The 17,797-nt window shown below is 72.2% G+C and carries 20 protein-coding genes and 1 pseudogene; 20 read left to right on the plus strand and 1 reads right to left on the minus strand.

Annotated features, from left to right (window positions below; genetic code table 11):
* Positions 1–268: 268 nt before the first annotated feature.
* From GH740_RS12140 to GH740_RS12150, 3 genes are read left to right on the plus strand one after another with little or no spacing between them, the layout of a single operon-like run.
* A complete protein-coding gene (locus GH740_RS12140) occupies positions 269–1,591 on the plus strand; it encodes a flagellar hook-length control protein FliK (protein WP_153746357.1) in 1,323 nt (440 codons plus the stop codon).
* A 14-nt stretch (positions 1,592–1,605) separates the two neighbouring features.
* Positions 1,606–2,025, plus strand: a complete 420-nt coding sequence (locus GH740_RS12145) for a flagellar hook capping FlgD N-terminal domain-containing protein (RefSeq protein WP_153746358.1) — start codon at positions 1,606–1,608, stop codon at positions 2,023–2,025.
* A gap of 20 nt (positions 2,026–2,045) precedes the next feature.
* Positions 2,046–3,206, plus strand: a complete 1,161-nt coding sequence (locus GH740_RS12150) for a flagellar hook protein FlgE (protein ID WP_153746359.1) — start codon at positions 2,046–2,048, stop codon at positions 3,204–3,206.
* A gap of 99 nt (positions 3,207–3,305) precedes the next feature.
* Here the strand turns inward: GH740_RS12150 and GH740_RS12155 are convergent, their stop codons facing one another.
* A complete protein-coding gene (locus tag GH740_RS12155; protein WP_153746360.1) occupies positions 3,306–4,274 on the minus strand; it encodes a hypothetical protein in 969 nt (322 codons plus the stop codon).
* A gap of 123 nt (positions 4,275–4,397) precedes the next feature.
* On the opposite strand from GH740_RS12155, the gene GH740_RS12160 reads away from it, so the two are divergent.
* From GH740_RS12160 to GH740_RS12235, 17 genes and pseudogenes are all read left to right on the plus strand, one after another.
* Positions 4,398–4,625, plus strand: a complete 228-nt coding sequence (locus GH740_RS12160) for a flagellar FlbD family protein (protein ID WP_153746361.1) — start codon at positions 4,398–4,400, stop codon at positions 4,623–4,625.
* Complete coding sequence (locus GH740_RS12165; RefSeq protein ID WP_153746362.1) at positions 4,625–5,452, plus strand: motility protein A; 828 nt, start codon at positions 4,625–4,627, stop codon at positions 5,450–5,452. The genes GH740_RS12160 and GH740_RS12165 overlap by 1 nt, the downstream gene beginning before the upstream one ends.
* A complete protein-coding gene (locus GH740_RS12170; RefSeq protein WP_153746363.1) occupies positions 5,449–6,258 on the plus strand; it encodes a flagellar motor protein MotB in 810 nt (269 codons plus the stop codon). The genes GH740_RS12165 and GH740_RS12170 overlap by 4 nt, the downstream gene beginning before the upstream one ends.
* A gap of 60 nt (positions 6,259–6,318) precedes the next feature.
* On the plus strand, positions 6,319–7,233 hold the full coding sequence (locus tag GH740_RS12175; protein ID WP_153746364.1) for a flagellar motor switch protein FliM: 915 nt from the start codon (positions 6,319–6,321) through the stop codon (positions 7,231–7,233).
* Positions 7,230–7,898 carry a flagellar motor switch protein FliN gene (fliN, locus tag GH740_RS12180; protein ID WP_367641549.1) on the plus strand — a complete coding sequence of 223 codons (669 nt, stop codon included), beginning with the start codon at positions 7,230–7,232 and terminating at the stop codon, positions 7,896–7,898. The genes GH740_RS12175 and fliN overlap by 4 nt, the downstream gene beginning before the upstream one ends.
* Positions 7,807–8,187: pseudogene (fliO, locus tag GH740_RS13895) on the plus strand (flagellar biosynthetic protein FliO); the annotation flags it as partial. The gene fliN and the pseudogene fliO, both read left to right, overlap by 92 nt.
* Before the next feature lie 255 nt (positions 8,188–8,442).
* Entirely contained in the window at positions 8,443–9,228 is a 786-nt protein-coding gene (fliP, locus tag GH740_RS13900) for a flagellar type III secretion system pore protein FliP (RefSeq protein WP_172978373.1), read from the plus strand.
* A complete protein-coding gene (gene fliQ / locus GH740_RS12190; RefSeq protein ID WP_153746366.1) occupies positions 9,225–9,500 on the plus strand; it encodes a flagellar biosynthesis protein FliQ in 276 nt (91 codons plus the stop codon). The genes fliP and fliQ overlap by 4 nt, the downstream gene beginning before the upstream one ends.
* Position 9,501: 1 nt before the next feature.
* A complete protein-coding gene (locus GH740_RS12195; RefSeq protein WP_153746367.1) occupies positions 9,502–10,263 on the plus strand; it encodes a flagellar biosynthetic protein FliR in 762 nt (253 codons plus the stop codon).
* Positions 10,260–11,351, plus strand: coding sequence for a flagellar biosynthesis protein FlhB (locus GH740_RS12200; RefSeq protein WP_153746368.1), 1,092 nt, complete (start codon positions 10,260–10,262; stop codon positions 11,349–11,351). The genes GH740_RS12195 and GH740_RS12200 overlap by 4 nt, the downstream gene beginning before the upstream one ends.
* Entirely contained in the window at positions 11,348–13,399 is a 2,052-nt protein-coding gene (locus GH740_RS12205) for a flagellar biosynthesis protein FlhA (protein WP_153746369.1), read from the plus strand. Before GH740_RS12200 ends, GH740_RS12205 begins: the two co-directional genes overlap by 4 nt.
* A 51-nt stretch (positions 13,400–13,450) precedes the next feature.
* Positions 13,451–13,696 (plus strand): carbon storage regulator CsrA, encoded by a 246-nt coding sequence (gene csrA, locus GH740_RS12210; protein WP_153746370.1) that lies wholly within the window; start codon positions 13,451–13,453, stop codon positions 13,694–13,696.
* Positions 13,697–14,082: 386 nt separating this feature from the next.
* Positions 14,083–14,844 carry a DUF2520 domain-containing protein gene (locus tag GH740_RS12215; protein WP_153746371.1) on the plus strand — a complete coding sequence of 254 codons (762 nt, stop codon included), beginning with the start codon at positions 14,083–14,085 and terminating at the stop codon, positions 14,842–14,844.
* Positions 14,845–15,690: a pantoate--beta-alanine ligase gene (panC, locus tag GH740_RS12220; protein WP_153746372.1), complete on the plus strand. Its 846-nt coding sequence runs from the start codon at positions 14,845–14,847 to the stop codon at positions 15,688–15,690.
* A complete protein-coding gene (gene panD / locus GH740_RS12225) occupies positions 15,690–16,082 on the plus strand; it encodes an aspartate 1-decarboxylase (protein WP_153746373.1) in 393 nt (130 codons plus the stop codon). Before panC ends, panD begins: the two co-directional genes overlap by 1 nt.
* A complete protein-coding gene (gene panB / locus GH740_RS12230) occupies positions 16,079–16,948 on the plus strand; it encodes a 3-methyl-2-oxobutanoate hydroxymethyltransferase (RefSeq protein ID WP_153746374.1) in 870 nt (289 codons plus the stop codon). Before panD ends, panB begins: the two co-directional genes overlap by 4 nt.
* Positions 16,949–17,004: 56 nt before the next feature.
* Positions 17,005–17,781 carry a thioesterase family protein gene (locus GH740_RS12235; RefSeq protein ID WP_367641550.1) on the plus strand — a complete coding sequence of 259 codons (777 nt, stop codon included), beginning with the start codon at positions 17,005–17,007 and terminating at the stop codon, positions 17,779–17,781.
* Positions 17,782–17,797 lie beyond the last annotated feature (16 nt).

Raw genomic sequence — 17,797 nt, forward strand, 5'->3', positions numbered from 1 at the left:
AGGGGATCGGCCGAGGCGAGGACGTAAAGGGCGGGTTCGGCCCTCGGCTCGGCCATTCTCCTCGGCTCGGGCGAGGGGATGACGCCATGAGCATCGCGAACCTGCTGGCATCGGCATCCGGCGCCAGGAACCCCGCGGCCCGCGGTGGCGGGCCACGCGGCTCCGGGCCCTCGGCCCGGGCGAGGATTTCGGCCGAGGCGAGGGCGCAAAGGGCGGATTCGGCCCTCGGCTCGGCCATTCTCCTCGGCTCGGGCGAGGGGATGACGCCATGAGCATCGCGAACCTGCTGGCAACCCCGCCCAGCGGCGGGAAGAACACGAGCCCCGCGGGTTCGGCCGCGAAGCCCGACCACGCCACCGCGTTCGCGGACGCACTGCAGGGCATCCTCGGCATCGAGAACACCGCGCCCGAGGGCACGGTCGCGGACGGAACCGATGCCAACCCGGGGCAGTCGGGGGATGCCGCGCCCGGCACTGTCGCAGCTGCGCTGCTTGCGCTCGGGGTGCCGGCCGACGGCACGGGGCCGGCGGCCTCCGCACAGGCGGCATCCGCCACCGAGGCTGCCACAGACGGCACCGCGGCCTTGCCCACAGCGGCTGCCGCTGTCACTGCAGCCGGCACCTCGACAGCCACCGCCATCCTGGCTGCCGCACCGGCTGTCGCCGCGGCCCACAGCGACGGCGCGACGACTCCATCCACGTCCGGGGCGTCCATACTGTTGACGACGGATGCCGCCGCATCGGGCGCAGTTTCGGGATCCGCCGCGGCATCGGGATCCGCTGGGGCATCCACCGCGGTTGCCGGACTCGCCACGGCAGCAGCATCCCCCTCCCCCGCCACCGGGACCGACACGGGCACAGCACCAGCCCCCGCCGTCCCCGCACCCAGCAGCCCAGCCGCCGCGGCGATCGGCACCCCCGCGGTAACCGCGCACGCGGCCGCGACGACCTCGTCGTCTCCCGCGGCATCCCCGCATCCCCCAACCGACTCGGCGGCATCCGCGCACCCGGCACCAGCCACCCCAACCCCCTTCACCAACCCGCGGATCGCGTCCGACGCAGCCCCGGCCGCCGCACCCATTCCGGCCGCCGGAGCGACTGCGCCCCCCGCCGCCCCCGCCCCGGCTGCCGCGTCCGCCGCCGCACGGCCCGCGCTCGCGCCGCAGCTGTCCGCGCCGATCGTCTCGCTCGCGCAGGCGCCGGACGGCGACCACCGCATCACGCTCACCGTGTCTCCCGAGAACCTCGGCCCGGTCACGCTGCGTGCGCACGTCGCCGACGGCACCATCCGCGTCGAGCTGCACGCTCCCACCGACGTCGGCCGCGACGCGCTGCGCGCGATTCTCACCGACCTGCGCCGCGACCTGGCGGCCGCCGCTCCCCAGGCATCCCTCACCGTCTCCACGGGCGACGCGGGCGGGGCTCCGACGGGCCACCACGGCGCCAGCCTCGCCGGCCAGCACGGCGGCGGCCCGGGCGGGCAGCACGCCGGCCGACCCGGCGGACCCGGACCCCACCGCGACCCGCCCCGCGCGGAGCCGCCGCCGCATCCCGCCGGTGACCGCGTATCCGGAATCGACATCTTCGCCTGACGCGAGAGGACACCATGACCACGATCAGCCCCGTCGGCCCCTCCGGTATCTACACCGGGGGCACCGTCCCGACCACCGAGCGCAAGCAGACCCTCGACGCCGAGGTATTCCTCAAGCTGCTCGTCACGCAGCTGGCCAACCAGGACCCGAGCTCGCCGATGAACACCAACGAGATGATCTCGCAGACCACCCAGCTGGCCTCCATGGAGCAGCTCACGGCACTGTCCACCACGACGACCGAGAGCTTCGCACTCGGCATGCGCCAGGCCGCCACCGCCCTGATCGGGCAGGAGGCGCGGTACCTCGACGGCGCCGGTGTCGAACAGTCCGGCACCGTCACCGCCATCTCGTTCGCCGGCACCGTGCCGCAGGTCACGATCGGCGACGCCACCATCCCGCTCGACGCCGTGTCGGGCCTGTCCCTCCGTTCCTGACCGCCGCAGAAAGGCACACCATGCTCCGCTCCCTCTACTCGGGCATCTCGGGTCTGCGTTCGCACCAGACCATGCTGGATGTCACCGGCAACAACATCGCCAACGTCAACACCGCCGGGTTCAAGGCCTCCGCGGTCCAGTTCCAGGACTCGCTGTCGCAGCTCGTGCGCAACTCGACCCTGCCGCAGCAGGCGAACGGCGGGTCCAACCCCGCGCAGGTGGGTCTGGGCGTGCAGGTGGCCGGGATCAACACGAACTTCGCGCAGGGTGCCGCCCAGTCCTCCGGCGTGCCGACCGACCTCATGATCGCCGGCGACGGATTCTTCATGGTGCGATCCGGTGTCGAGAACCGGTACACCCGCAACGGCGGGTTCTCGTTCGACGCGAGCGCCCGGCTCGTCACCGCCGACGGCGCACTCGTGCAGGGATGGACGGCGCAGAACGGCGTCATCCTGCCCGGCCAGGGCGTGGGTGACATCATGCTGCCGGTGGGTGCGACCCTTCCCGCCACCGCGACGACGGCGGCCGCGGTGACCGGCAACCTGCCGGCCGAGACCCCGGTGGGCGACCAGCTCGTCCGCGACATCCGCGTGTACGACGCACAGGGTGGCAGTGCGATGCTGCGGCTCACGTTCACCCGCACCGGGACGGGGTGGGATGTCGCGGACGGCGCCGGCGCGACCGACACGCTCACGTTCACGAACGGCCAGCTCACCGGCGGCGGCACGCTGGTGTCCGGCGGTATCACCGTCGACCTGTCCAAGGTCACCGGCTACGCCGACATCGACACCGCCGCGTTCGACAGCCAGGACGGCGAGCCCGCCGGCACGCTGCTGTCGTACGCCCTGTCTGACGACGGGAGCCTGGTCGGCACGTTCAGCAACGGCAAGACGCAGGTGCTCGCCCGCGTCGCCCTCGCGACGTTCGTCAACCCCGGGGGGCTGGAGAAAACCGGGTCCTCGCAGTACATGCCGAGCGTCAACTCCGGCCAGCCGACGATCGGCACCGCGGGTGCCGACGGCATGGGCACGATCGTCAGCGGGGCGCTGGAGATGTCCAACGTGGACCTGTCGCAGGAGTTCACGAACCTCATCGTCGCGCAACGCGGATTCCAGGCGAACGCGCGCATCATCACGACCAGCGATGAGGTGCTGCAGGAGCTGACGAACCTCAAGCGCTGACGACTCGACCCCGGTGTGCCCGACGGAGGTCGTCCCGCCGTGTCGGGCCGCCCTGGGCCGGGCGGCGCGGAGCGGCATGCGCCAGCGCCCGCCGGCCCTTCAGCGCGGTATCGTCGCGCGCGCGAGAACCGCGCCGCGCACCCGCAGGGCCGCCGTGGCCGCCCACACGACCAGGGTCTCCGCCGCGGCCACCGCCGCGAGGGGGGCGACCGGCAGCGAGGGGAACAGGATGCCGACCTGGGCGGTTCCCAGCGCGTACACCCCGCTGGAAAACGCGGGTGGCCACGCCGGACGGCCGCGCAGACTGCGCACCCCTGCCAGGAACACCACGCTGCCGACGGTCACGGGGACGAGGACGACTGTGGCGATCGCCCAGCAGGCGACGGCCGTGAAGGCCAGCGTCCCCTCCGACAACGTGCCTGCCAGACTGCCCAGCACGTCCGCGGCCAGGCCCCCGCATCCCACCACGATCCACCAGGCGACTCGCGGTGCGCCGTGAAGTCCATGGCGCTGGATCCGCACCGCGCCCACAATCAACAGCGCGGCGTACCCCGCTGTGCCGGCCCACACGCACGCCCGCGCCATGACATCCAGCGCCGCAGCCCACTCCGGCCCGCACAGCGGGCGTAGCGTCCCCGCACCCGCAGCATCGGCCAGCAGCGCCGCCGGCGCTATGTACCATGCCCCGTTCACGGCACGCAGCCCCGGCCGGTCCGCGGCGACGGGGCCGACGACGACGACAAGCAGCAGCGCCGTCGTCGCCCATGTGAGCCAGACCGCGATGACGACGGTGACGCCGGGCGCGTCACCGGCCGTCAGCCCCAGGGCGATCACCGCGAGCCCCACCGGCACCGTGAAGTGCCCGAACCCGAACCGGGGCCGGAGACCGCGCACGCGCGCCAGTCCGGCGATCCCCTTCCCGGTGACCCCCAGGGCGATGACGATCGCTGTCGCCAGCAGGGGCGATCGCAGCGCGGGCAATGCGACCAGCCCCGTCAGCGCGGAAGCGGCTCCCGTCGCCATCACGGCGCCGAACGGCAGTCCGGAAGGAGTGGGCGGAAGGGGCATTTGCCACCATTCTGCTCCCGTCCGGCTAACGCCCTGCGCAGATCGACCGACAGTGACCCACGACAGCCCAGGAGGGGCCGTCAGGTCCTCGCTCGCGAGGCCGGAGTTTCCAGGATGGAGCCCATGATCGTCGTCACGCGCTTGAACCGTACCCGGTTCGCGGTGAACCCCGACCTGGTCGAGCGCATCCAGGCCGCCCCGGACACCACGATCACCATGATCGACGGTGCCACGTTCATCGTCACCGAAACCATGGACCAGGTGATCGAGCAGATCACGCGCTTCCGCGCCCGCGTGCTCGCCGCCGCCGTCGCGTGGCCCCTGCCGGCCCTGCCCGAAGAGGACGGCTGATGGATCCCGCACTGCTGATCGGGCTGGTCCTCGCGTTCGGGGCGCTCCTGGCGATGGTCGGCATCGAGGGCGCGTCGGTCACCGCGCTGCTGCTGCCCGCCCCGATGGTCCTCGTGTTCGGGGCGACGATCGCCGTCGGCATCGCCAGCGGCACGCTGCGCGATGCGGTGTTCGCGATCAAGTCGTTGCCGCGCGCGTTCCGCGGCGACAGGCGCACCGCGCATGACATGATCGCCACGGTCGTCGGGTACGCGGAGAACGCCCGCACGTCAGGGCTCCTCGCGTTGGAGCAGTCGGTCGCCGATGAAAAAGACCCGTTCCTCAAGCAGGCCCTGCAGAGCATCGCCGACGGCACGGACGCCGACGAGTTGCGCACGGTGCTCGAGGACGAGATCGTCTCCGCCGCCGCACGAAACCGGTCGGCATCCAGGTTCTACATGACGCTCGGCGGCTTCGCCCCCACCATCGGCATCATCGGCACCGTCGTCTCACTCACCCATGTGCTGGAGAACCTCGACAGCCCCGAGACACTGGGACCGATGATCGCCACCGCGTTCGTCGCGACCCTGTGGGGCCTGCTGTCGGCGAACTTCATCTGGCTGCCGATCGGCGGACGTCTGCAGCGCCTGGGCGAGCTGGAGCTGGAGCGGATGACGCTGCTCATGGAGGGGATGCTGGCGGTCCAGGCCGGCTCGCCACCGCACTTCGTCGGCGAACGGCTGCGTGCGATGGCCTCCCAGCGCCCGGCCGAAAAGGCGCCGAAGAAAGAGAAGTCCAGGCGGCGCCCCGACGCCGAACCCACCCGAGACCCGGTGGCTTCCACATGAGCATCCGGCGGTGGCGTCGCTCGGCGCACGAGGAGCCGGACGAGCCGGATGAGCGGTGGATGGCCTCGTACCTGGACATGGTCACGGTGCTCATGTGCATGTTCATCGTGCTGTTCGCGATGTCCACCGTCGACAAGGACAAGTTCGAGGCGCTCAGCAACTCCCTGGCCACCGGCTTCGGTCAGAAGTCGTCGGTGACGGTGGATGCCGCGAAGGGGGTCGTGGTGCCGGCCGACCTCCTGGACGAGGACGCGGAGGGCTTCGCCGACGTCCCGCTGGTGGACGCCCGCGCCGAGTTCGACGAGCTGTCCGCGCTGCGCGACCGGCTGCGCAAGGCGCTGAGGACGAAGGGGCTGGAGAGCACGGCCACGCTGACGATCGACGATCGCGGGCTCACGATCGGCCTGGTCAGCGCCGACACCTACTTCGCCACCAACAGCACCGTGCTCACCAAGAAGGCCGTCACGGTGCTCGACGCGATCGGCGGCGTCCTCGTGGACGTGCCGAACCAGATCTCGGTGGAGGGCCATGCCGACCATCGCACAGCGGCCGCCCCCTTCGCCACGAACTGGGAGCTCTCCACAGGCCGGTCCACGCAGGTGCTGCGCTACCTCGTGGAAGACCAGGGGCTGAAGCCCACCCACGTGAAATCCGTCGGCTTCGGGGACGCGCACCCGGTGGCCCCCGGGACGAGCTCGGCGGCCCTCGCGCAGAACCGCCGCGTGGACATCGTCGTGCTCTCCGACGCGCCGGAGGAGGTGCGCCGGCTGCTGCCGAGGTTGCAGGCAGCGCAGCACCCGAACTGACCCCGGATCCCCCTTACGCGCGTCGCGCACCACCCGATAGTCGCAGTCGTGGTGGTCCCGATGAGCGCGCCCTCCGTCGCCCCCGCGGGCGCCGGAGTCGCCGTCGACGTCTACGACTTCGACCGACCCGCGGCGCTGAGCCGCGAGCACGCCCGACTGCTCGAGGTCGCCGCCGAGACGTTCTCGCGCCAGTGGGCCTCGCAGCTGTCGGCGAAGATCGGGGTGCGCGCGCATGTCGCGGTCGAGCTGGTCACGATGCAGACGTACGACGACTACGCCGACTCGCTGCCGGCCACCACGACGATGGTGGTGTGCGCCCTGCCGGACTCGGACGCGCGCGTGGTCATCCAGTTCCCGCTGTCGGCGGGGATCGCGTGGATCGTGCAGATGGTGGGCGGCCGGCCGGCGAAGGAGCCGGAGGAGCGCCCGTTCACCCCGATCGAGCAGGCCCTCATCCGCGCGCTCATGGCCGACGCGGCCGAGAACCTCACGAACGCCCTCGGCGGCCTCCTGCCCGCGGACCTCGCCATCGTCGGCATCCAGTACAGCTCCCAGTTCGCGCAGGTCGCCGCGGCAAGCGACCTCGTCATCGTGGTGCGCTTCTCGATGCGGCTCGGGGACCGCACGATCCCCGCGAGCGTGATGCTGCCGGCGTCCGTGGTCCTGGAGAGCCTCACCACACAGGAGGCGGAGAAGACGGATGCCGCCGTCCCCGGCCTTGTGCGCCGCCAGGTCGAGGCCACCCCGGTCGAGCTCGCGCTGCGGCTGAAGCCGCGCACCCTGCTCCCGCACGAAGTGCTGGCCCTGTCCGTCGGCGACATCCTCCCCTTCCCGCATGCCGCCGACCGGGCGCTGGACCTCGTCGCCGGGGACCACCTCGTCGCCGCGGCCGCCGTCGGCACCAGCGGCGCCCGCCTTGCCTGCGTGATCACCGCGACCGCGCCCGACCCCGATCCCGCCGAGGAGTCCCTGTGACGAGCACCACCGCCCACGAATCCGCCGTCGCCGCCGCGCTCGCCGCGAGGCTGCCGACGGCGGCCCCGGTGACCGCCCGCGCCGCGCAGGCATCGGGCGACACCGGCGAGGCCGTCGTCGTCGGCTACATCGGGCAGACCAGCGCCCAGATCGCGGTGCAGATCCTCGACACCGCCGTGCTGGTGGACGGCATGGGCGACGCCCCGCTTCCCGATCGGCTGCACGCGGCGATGGATGCCGCCGCCGGCGCGCTCGGACCCGGAACCCTCGGCGACGCGACCGTGCAGGACGCGTCGGGGATCTTCGCGCATCCGCTCGCACAGGTGTTCGACCTGCAGGGCGAGACCGGCCGCACGATAGGCAGGCTCGCGGTGCGGATCACGCACACCACCGGCGACGCCGACCCGCTGGGCTCCCCGTCACGGCGGCTGCACCGCATCGCCGGCGTCGAGATGGACCTCACCGTGGAGATCGGCCGCACCCGGATGGCGGTGCGCGACGTGCTCGATCTGGAGCCCGGCCGCATCGTGGAGCTCGACCGGTCCGCCGGCGCCCCTGCGGACGTGAAGCTGAATGGCCGTATCATCGCGCACGGCGAGATCGTCGTGGTCGACCAGGACTACGCGGTGCGAATCACCCGCATCCTGGAGAACGCCGAGGTCTGAGCTGGACGACCTGCTGCTGGCGCTGCGCGTCGCCGTATCGCTGGCGGCGGTGCTCGGCGTTCTCTGGTATCTGCAGCGCCGGCTCTCCCGCCGGACGGCGGGCCGGCAGGAGCAGCAGACGATCACGGTCCTCGGGCGCCAGGGGCTGGGCGCGAAGGCGCAGCTGGTCATCGTGCAGACCGACGACGCCCGCTACGTCCTCGGAGTGACCGAACACGGCGTGAACGTCGTCGACAAGCTGCCGGTGGGGCCGGCCGCCGCGGATCCCGCGGCCCCGTTCGACAGCATCCTGACCGCCGCGCAGGGGACGGATGCGGAGCCGGCGCCGCGCACCAGCGACGCCGCCCCAGCCCCGGCCCTGCGCGCCGACCCCGCCGCGGCCCTCCGCGCGCACCGCCGCACCGCCCGGGCCACCGCGTTCCCGCCGCCCGCGGCAAACCCGTTCGCATCCCTGACCACGCTCGGCGGCCTCTGGCCGCGCGGCATCGGCTCCCCGCGGAGAGCGACGCGTCCGGCATCCCGGGGCCGCCGCACCGGCCGCTGGATGCTGCTGATCGCCGGCGTGATCGTCGTGAGCGGCGTGCTCGCGATGACGATCGGCACGCCCGCGCACGCTGCCACGATAGGCCCCACCCCGCCGACACCGCCCGCCGTCGCGCCCGGCATCACGATCGACATCAACGGGATCGACGGGTCGCCGTCGGCGTCGATCCTGACCCTGCTGGGCATCACGCTGCTGTCAGTGGCGCCGGCGCTGCTGCTGATGATGTCGGCGTTCACGAAGATCTTCGTGGTGCTCGCGATGACCCGCAATGCGCTGTCGCTGCCGACGATCCCGCCGAACCAGGTGCTCGCGGGGCTGGCCCTGTTCCTGTCGCTGTTCATCATGTGGCCGGTGCTCACCGACATCAACCACCTCGCCGTGCAGCCCTACGTGAACGGCGACATGACGTTCGCGCACGCCATCGACGTGGGGCAGGGACCACTCCGGGACTGGATGCTGTCGTTCACGAGACAGGAGGATCTGGCGCTGATGGCACGGGTGGCGGGGCAGGCGAACCCGGCCGACCCGGCGAGCGTGCCGATGCAGATGCTCATCCCGGCATTCATGATCTCCGAGCTGCGCGCCGCGTTCGTGATCGGCCTGGTCATCTTCGTGCCGTTCCTGGTCATCGACCTCGTCGTCGCCGCCGCGCTCATGTCGATGGGCATGATGATGCTGCCGCCGGTGATGATCTCGCTCCCGTTCAAGATCCTGTTGTTCGTCCTCGTGGACGGCTGGGGTCTGATCGTGAAATCCCTCCTGGAGAGCTACGGGGGCGCCGGATGAGCCCCGAAGCCGCCCTGGACATCGGCGCGCAGGCCCTCGTGATCGCCGCGAAGCTGGCCGCCCCGATCCTCGTCACGGCGCTCGTGGTGGGTCTGGCGATATCGCTGCTGCAGTCGATCACGCAGGTCCAGGAGGTCACGCTCTCGTTTGTGCCGAAGGCCATCGCCGTCGCCGTCGCGCTGCTGGTGGCCGGCAACTGGATGATCACCGAGATGATCGCGTTCACGAACGAGATGTTCACCCGCATCCCGTCCCTGCTGTCGGGGGGATGAGATGCACATCCCGGTCGACGTCGTGTGGCTCGAGGCGACGATGCTGGCGGCGGTGCGGATCACCGCGTTCCTGTTCATCGCGCCGCCGTTCTCGCACGGCGCCATCCCCGCCCGGATCAAGGCGATGCTCGGAGTGGGGCTCGCCCTCGCCGTCAGCGGCGGCGTCGCGCCGGGGCACCGGAGCATGGACGTCGCGCCGTTCCTCGGCGCGCTCGCGCTGCAGCTCGTGGTCGGCGCCCTGCTGGGGTTCCTCGTGATGATGTGCTTCTCCGCCATCCAGGCCGCCGGCGGACTCATCGACGTGTTCGGCGGCTTCCAGCTCGCGCAGGTCTTCGACCCGCAGTCGCAGGTCAACGGCGCCCAGTTCACGCGGCTTTTCCAGATGACGGCGCTGACCCTGCTGTTCGCCTCGGGGGGGTATCAGCTCATCATCGCCGGGCTCACCCGCAGCTTCGACGCGGTGCCCGTGGACGGGACGTTCGCCGTCGGCGCCCCGGCACAGCTGATCGTCGAGGGGGTGTCGCAGATGTTCGTGGCCGCGGTCCAGATCGCCGGGCCGCTCATCCTCGTGCTGTTCCTCGCGGATGTCGCGCTGGGCCTGGTCACGCGCGGCGCTCCGGCCCTGAACGCGTTCGCGCTGGGGCTGCCCGTCAAGCTGCTGCTGACGCTGGCCCTGGCCGGCACCGTGTTCCTCGTCCTGCCCGGCATCCTCGAGGCCCTCGGCACCGACGCCTTCCGAATCATGCGGAGCGTGGGGCGATGAGCGACAACGACAGCGGCGAGCGCAGCGAGAAGGCCACCGACCGGCGGCTGCGCGAAGCCCGGCAGAAGGGCAAGCTGTCCCGCAGCCAGGACCTCACCGCGTGGCTGGGCGTGGGGGCGGCCGCGATCTGCATGCCCGCGGCCGTGGCGGCCGGCGCGGGCGCCGGCACCGAGCAGATGATCCTGCTCGCCTCGGTCGTGCGCGACCCCACGCCCGCCGCGGCGGCGGCCGCGCTCGGCCGGGGACTGGGCTCCGTCCTGGCCACACTGGGACCGCTGCTGGCCACCGTCAGCATCGTCACGCTGCTCGGCGCGGCGGTGCAGGGCGGCGTGCACCTGCGCCGCCCGTCCGGACGGTTCGAGCAGTTCGACATCATCGGCGGCCTGCGCCGGCTGTTTGGCGGGCGCGCGCTATGGGAGGGCGCGAAGGCGCTGCTGAAGACCGCCGCCATCGCCACCGCGGTGTGGGTCGTGGTCGCCGGCCTGATGCCGGTGCTGTCCGCGAGCGGCGCACACTCGATCACGCTGCTGCTGGACACCGCCGCCGATGGGACGGCGGCGCTGCTGCAGGCCACCGTCGCGGTGGGCCTCGCGCTGGCGGCGATCGACGTGTTCGTGGTGATGCGCCGCAACTCCAAGCACACCCGGATGACCAAGCGCGAACTCAAGGACGAGAGCAAGCGCACCGAGGGCGACCCGCTGGTGCGGCAGCAGCGGCGCTCCCGGCAGCTGGCGATGAGCCGGAACCGGATGATCGCGGCGGTCGCGGACGCGGACGTCGTGGTGGTCAACCCGACGCACATCGCCGTCGCGCTGCGGTACGAGGCCGGCAAGTCCGCCCCGCGCGTGGTCGCCAAGGGCAGCGGCGTGGTCGCCGAGCGCATTCGCGACCGGGCCAAGGATGCCGGGGTGCCGCTGGTCCGCGACATCCCGCTGGCCCGCGCCCTGCACGCCGCGTGCGCGCTCGGCCAGGAGATCCCGCAGGACCTGTACACGGCCGTGGCGCATGTGCTCGTGTTCGTCGACGCCCTGCGTCGGCGCGGCGCCGCCCGCGGCATCCACTCCCTTCCCCCTCGGAGGACAGCATGAACGGCCTGTTGCGCAAGCTCGCGGTGCCGGTGGGCGTCGTCGGCATCCTGATGCTGCTGGTCGTGCCCGTCGCCCCGTTCCTTCTGGACACGCTGATCATCCTGAACATCATGTTCGCGCTGGTCATCCTGCTCACGACGATGTTCGTGCGCAAGCCGCTGGACTTCTCGGTGTTCCCGTCGCTGCTGCTGGTGGCGACGCTGTTCCGGCTCGGCCTGAACGTCGCATCCACCCGGCTCGTGCTGGGGGAGGCGTACGCCGGGCAGGTGATCGAGGCGTTCGGGCAGATCGCCGTGAACGGGTCGCTGATCATCGGGGCGGTCGTGTTCCTGATCCTCGTGGTGATCCAGTTCGTCGTGGTGACGAAGGGCTCCGAGCGCGTCGCGGAGGTCGGGGCGCGCTTCACGCTGGATGCCATGCCCGGCAAGCAGATGGCGATCGACGCGGACCTGAACGCGGGGCTCATCACCGACGTCGAGGCCCGGGAGCGCCGCGCCGAGGTGGCCGCGGAGGCGGACTTCTACGGCGCCATGGACGGCGCGTCGAAGTTCGTCAAGGGCGACGCCATCGCCGGGCTCGTGATCATCATCATCAACATCGTCGGCGGCATCGCGATCGGGATGGTGCAGCGGGGCCTGGAGATCGACGAGGCCGTGAACACGTACACGCTGCTCACGATCGGCGACGGGCTGGTCACCCAGATCCCCGCCCTGCTGATGGCGGTCTCAACCGGCATGATCGTGACCCGGTCGAACGCCGAGACCGAGATCGGCCAGGCCGCGTCCGCACAGCTGGGTCAGTCGCGGCACGCGCTGGCGATAGCGGGCGGGGCGGCGATAGCGCTCGCCCTGGTGCCGGGGATGCCGGTGCTCGCGTTCGCGACGATCGGGGCGCTGCTGCTGCTGGCGTCGCAGCGGATCACGGCGAGCACGAAGCGCCGGCAGGCCGAGGCCGCGCCCGCCGACGCCCCCGCGTCGGAGAGCACCGAGGACCTCATCGAGAAGATGCGCGTTCATCCGCTGGAGATCCTGCTGGCCCCGAACGTCGTGGATCTCGTGATGGGCGGACCGGACGACCTACTGGCCCGCGTGAAGGCGCTGCGGCGGCGGATAGCGCTGGACCTCGGGCTGGTGGTGCCTCCCGTCCGCACGCGCGACAGCGTCGAGCTCGGACCGTCCAGCTACGTCATCCGCGTCGCGGGGGTCGAAGCGGGGCGCGGCGAGGCCCCGCCAGGATCGGTGCTCGCCCTCGGCCAGGGTCTGGAGACGCTGCCGGGCACGGCCGTGCACGACCCGGTGTTCGGCCTGGAGGGCAAGTGGATCCCCGCGGAGATGCGGCACAGCGCGGAGTTCGCCGGCGCCACCGTGATCGACCGGGCCAGCGTGATCGTCACGCACCTGTCCAGCGTCATCCACTCATCCGCCCCGCGGCTGCTGAGCCGCGAGGACGTGCGGCAGATGACGGATGCGCTCAAGCAGGTCTCGCCCGCGGCCGTGGAGGAGCTGACGCCGTCGCTGCTGTCGCTGGCGGAGGTCCAGCGGGTTCTGCAGGGGCTGCTGGCCGAGCGCGTCCCGATCGGGGATCTCGCCCGGATCTACGAGGCGCTGGCGCTGCGCGCCCGGGTCTCGACCGAGCCGGAGGGGCTGATCGAGGCGGCGCGGGCGACGCTGGGCCCCGCTGTGGCGGCGCGGTTCACGGAGGCGGGAGTGCTGCGGGTCATCATGCTCGCGCCGCTGCTCGAGCAGGCGATGCTCGAGGGGATGCGCACCGGCGAGGACGGCACGCACATAGTGCTCGAGCCGGACCGGCTCGAGGGCGTCATAGCGTCCGTCAAGGCCGCTGTGGCCGCGGCGGGCGACGGCGGCGAGACGGTGCTCGTATGCGCGCCGACGCTGCGCGCGGCGGTGCGGCGGCTGGTCTCGGCGCAGAACGACGGGCTGCCGGTGCTGTCCTACACGGAGGCCAGCGCGGGTGGGCTGCCGATCGAGACGGTCGGCGTGGTGCGGGGGTCGGAGGCGCCCGCGGTGACCGCCGAACCGGGTCACTGAGCGCCTCGGTCGCTGCGGAGGCCGCCGGGCCGCGGCCACTAGGCTGTGGGGATGCTGGTGTTGACGAGGCGGGTCGGCGAGAGCGTGCTGATCGGCGGCGAGATCACGGTCACCGTGCTCGACATCAAGGGCGACAGCATCCGGCTCGGCATCGACGCGCCCCGCGAGACGCGTATCCAGCGCGCGGAGATCGTCGCCGCCGTCGGCGCCGAGAACGTCTCCGCCGCGGACGCCGCCGCGGACGCGCAGAGCGCGATCGTCGCGGCCCTCGCGCGGCGCCACCCGTCCGAACCGTAGTCCGCTTGGCGTCGCACTACATGCGGGATGCCGGTTGCGGACGCCGCAACCTCTGCGACGCCCCGCGCACCGCGTCTCACAAGATGCGGGATGTCGGTGTCCGAAGCCGCATCTTCTGCGACACATCGCCACGCCACACCAGACGCCGCATGTTCTGCGACGCACCGCGCACCGCGTCCCACACGATGCGGGATGCGGGCCCCTGATGCCGCATGTTCTGTGACGCACCGCGAACCGCGTCTCACAAAATGCGGGATGTCGGCGATGGATGCCGCAACTTCTGCGACACATGACCTCGCCGCCACCCTCGTGACGGCCCCGAATCGGCGGACGCCGGTGGACTCACTATGCTCGGATCACCCTTCCCTTTCCGCGAAGACGCACCTATGCCCGATCCGTCGCAGTATCAGCACCCGCCCGGCGCGCATCGCACGATCGCCGATGTCGGCATCGTCGGTGGTGGCCGCGTCGGGACGGTCCTGGCCCGCGCCCTGTCCACGGTGGGCTACCGGGTGCTCGGCCCGTCGGGCCGCGGCGAGATGCCGCCGGCCGCTGACATCATCCTCCTCTGCGTACCCGATCGCGAGATCCCGGGTGCCGCGGCCGCCGCAGCCGGCCGCGCGCGCCTTGTCGGCCACACTTCGGGCGCCACTCCCCTGGACCACGTGGACTTCGGCACCCACCCGCTGCAGACGATCCGCGCCGACGACGAACCGGCCGTGCTCGCCGGCGTGGGCTGCGCCGTCGCGGGGCGAACCCCGGATGCCGTCGCCGTCGCGTACGAGCTCACCGAGGCGCTGCGCATGCGGCCGTTCCCCATCGCCGACGAACACCGCGCGGCGTACCACGCCGCCGCCGCGTTCGCGTCGAACTTCCTCGTGACGCTGGAGGCGGCCGCCGAGCGGATGCTGTCGGTCGCCGTCCCGGACGCCGACGCCCGCGCTCTGCTGGCCCCCCTCGTGCGCCGGACGGTGGAGAACTGGGCCGCCGACGGACCGGAGGCGGCGCTGACCGGCCCCATCGCCCGCGGCGACGAGCAGACCGTGGCTTGGCAGCGCGCCGCCGTCGCCGCAGAGGCCGCCGAGCTGATCCCGCTGTTCGACGTGCTCGCCGACAGCACGCGGGCCCTCGCCCGAAGGAGCCGGTGAATGAGGGTCCTCCGCACCGCAGCCGAGGTCCGCGCCGCCGTGGCCGGCGCCCGCGCCCGCAACGCCAGGGTCGGCCTCGTGCCGACGATGGGCGCATTCCACGACGGGCATATCTCGCTCATGCGCGCGGCGCGCGACGCGCACGACCTCGTCGTCGTCTCGCTGTTCGTCAACCCCACTCAGTTCGGACCGGCCGAGGACCTGGCCGCCTACCCGCGGGACGAACAGCGCGACGCCCGGATCGCCGAGCAGGCCGGTGTCGACATCCTGTTCGCGCCCTCCGTCGCCGAGATGTACCCGCACGGCTTCTCGACGACGATCCACGTGTCCGGCCTCACCGACGTGATGGACGGGGCGGCCCGGCCCGGTCACTTCGACGGGGTTGCGACGGTGGTCGCGAAGCTGTTCGCGATCGTGGGGCCGGATGCCGCGTACTTCGGGCAGAAGGATGCGCAGCAGGTGCTCGTGGTCAGGCGCGTCGCGCGGGATCTGAACCTGCCGGTCCGGGTCGTCGGGTGCCCCATCGTCCGCGAGCCCGACGGCCTCGCGATGAGCTCGCGCAACGTGTACCTGGATGCCGCCGACCGTGCCCGCGCGACGGCGCTGCATCGCGCCCTCGTCGCCGCCGAGGACGTCGTCGCCCGCAGCAGCACCAGCGCCGACGTGATCCTGGATGCCGCCCGCGCCGAGCTTCGTGCCGCCGGCATCCAGCCCGAGTACCTCGACCTCCGCTCCCCGGACGACCTCACCGAGGTCGACGAGGTCGCCCCGACCGCCCTGCTCGCCGTCGCCGCGCGCGTGGGCGCGGCGCGACTCATCGACAACACGATCCTGGAGACCCGCTGATGCGCCGCACGATGCTGAAGTCCAAGATCCACCGCGGCCGGGTCACCGGCAGCGACCTGCATTACGTCGGCTCGATCACGATCGATCCCGACTTGCTCGAGGCCGCCGACATCCGCGAGAACGAGCAGGTGCACGTCGTCGACGTCGACAACGGCGCCCGGCTGGTGACGTACGCGATCTCCGGCGAACGCGGTTCGGGCGACCTGCAGCTGAACGGCGCCGCCGCGCGGCTCGTGCATCCCGGGGACACCGTGATCGTCATCTCGTACGCGGAGGTGGAGGATGCCGAACTGGACGGGTACGTCCCGGTGGTCGTCCACGTCGACGATCACAATGCGATCGTGGCCGTCGACCACGAATCCGCCGCGCTGCACACGGCGGTGACGGCATGACCGGGGCGGCCGCGGCATCCCGCCCCCGCGTCACGCTGGACACGCTCGCCCGCCTCAAGGCGGCCGGCGAGCCGATCGTCATGGTGACCGCGTACGATCATCCCGGCGCCCGGGCCGCGGATGCGGCGGGGGTGGATGTCGTGCTGGTGGGCGATTCGGCGGCGATGACGGTGCTCGGCTACGACAGCACCGTGCCGGTCTCGGTCGAGGAGATGCTGATGCTGACCGCCGCCGTCCGTCGCGGCCTCACGGTCCCTCTCCTCGTGGCCGACCTGCCGTTCGGGTCGTATGAGGCGTCCGACGAGCAGGCCGTGCGCACCGCGCAGCGCTTCGTGAAGGAGGCCGGAGCCGACGCGGTCAAGATGGAACGCGGCGGCAGCACCGTCGACCGGGTCCGCGCCGTCGTCGCTGCCGGCATCCCGGTGATGGGGCACGTCGGCCTGACCCCGCAGAGCATCGGCGCCCTGAGCGGGTATCGGTCCCAGGGCCGCACCGCAGAGGCCGCGCTCGGCGTGCGCGAGGCCGCGCTCGCGCTGCAGGAGGCGGGATGCTTCGCCCTCGTGTTCGAGGCGATTCCGGCCGAGGCGACGGCGGCGATCATGCCCGGGATGTCCGTGCCGGTCATCGGCATCGGCGCCGGCGCGCAGACCGATGGACAGGTGCTCGTATTCCATGACCTGCTGGGCATCGAAGAGGGCCAGCATGCCCGGTTCGTGAAGCGCTACGCCGACGTGGGCGCGGCGACCGTCGCCGGGATCTCCGCGTACGCCGACGAGGTGCGCGCCGGCGTCTACCCGGCGCCCGAGCACGCCTATCCGATGGCCGAGGGCGAGGCCGACCGCCTGCACGCGATGCTCGGCCGCTGACCGCACAGCCACGGCGACCGCCGGTGCCGCCCGCCTCGTCCCCTACGATTCGGAATGTGAGTGCCTACTTCGAACGGCTGAGTCCGACGCGCTTCCGCGCCACCGAGCAGACGCGAGGAGCGTGGGACCCGACGCAGATGCACGTGGCGCCCGTGATCGGCCAGCTCACCCATGCGATCGAGGCCGATCGCGACTCGCGCCGCGACGACGGCCATGCCCTGACCCGCCTGTCCGTCGACATCCTCGGGACGATGCCGGTCGGCGAGCTGGACGTCGACGTGCGGGTGCTGCGCGCCGGACGCACGATCGAGCTCGTCGAGGCGACGCTCACCCACGCCGGCCGGGCGGCCCTCGTCGCGCGCGCCTGGCTGCAGCAGACATACGACACCGCCGCCGTGCAGTGGACCGGGATAGCACCGATCCCCGGCCCGGACGAGCTCGAGCCGTTCGAGCCCGCCACCGGCTGGGCCGGCACGTTCGCCCGCACGATCGAAGGACGGCGCCGGCTGATCGAGCCCGGCCGCGGCCAGGTGTGGCTGAAGCTCCGGCTGCCGCTGCTGGAAGGCGAGCCGGTCAGCACGACAGCGCAGGTGCTGGGCGTGGCCGACATCGCGAACGGGATGACGCCGCGGCTGGCACCGGACGCCGCCAGCTACCCGAATCTGGACCTGACCGTCCACCTGTTCCGGGCGCCCGCCACGCCGTGGGTCGGGTTCGACATCGCGGTGTCCATCGGGGCCGACGGGGTCGGCCTCACCCGCGCCGCGATGCACGACGTCCACGGCCCGATCGGCACCAGCGCCCAGGTCCTCACCGTCCGGATGCACGCCTAGCGCGACCGGTGGGGCG

Origin of the sequence: Microbacterium sp. SYP-A9085, assembly GCF_009649635.1 — a bacterium.
GTDB lineage: Bacteria > Actinomycetota > Actinomycetes > Actinomycetales > Microbacteriaceae > Microbacterium.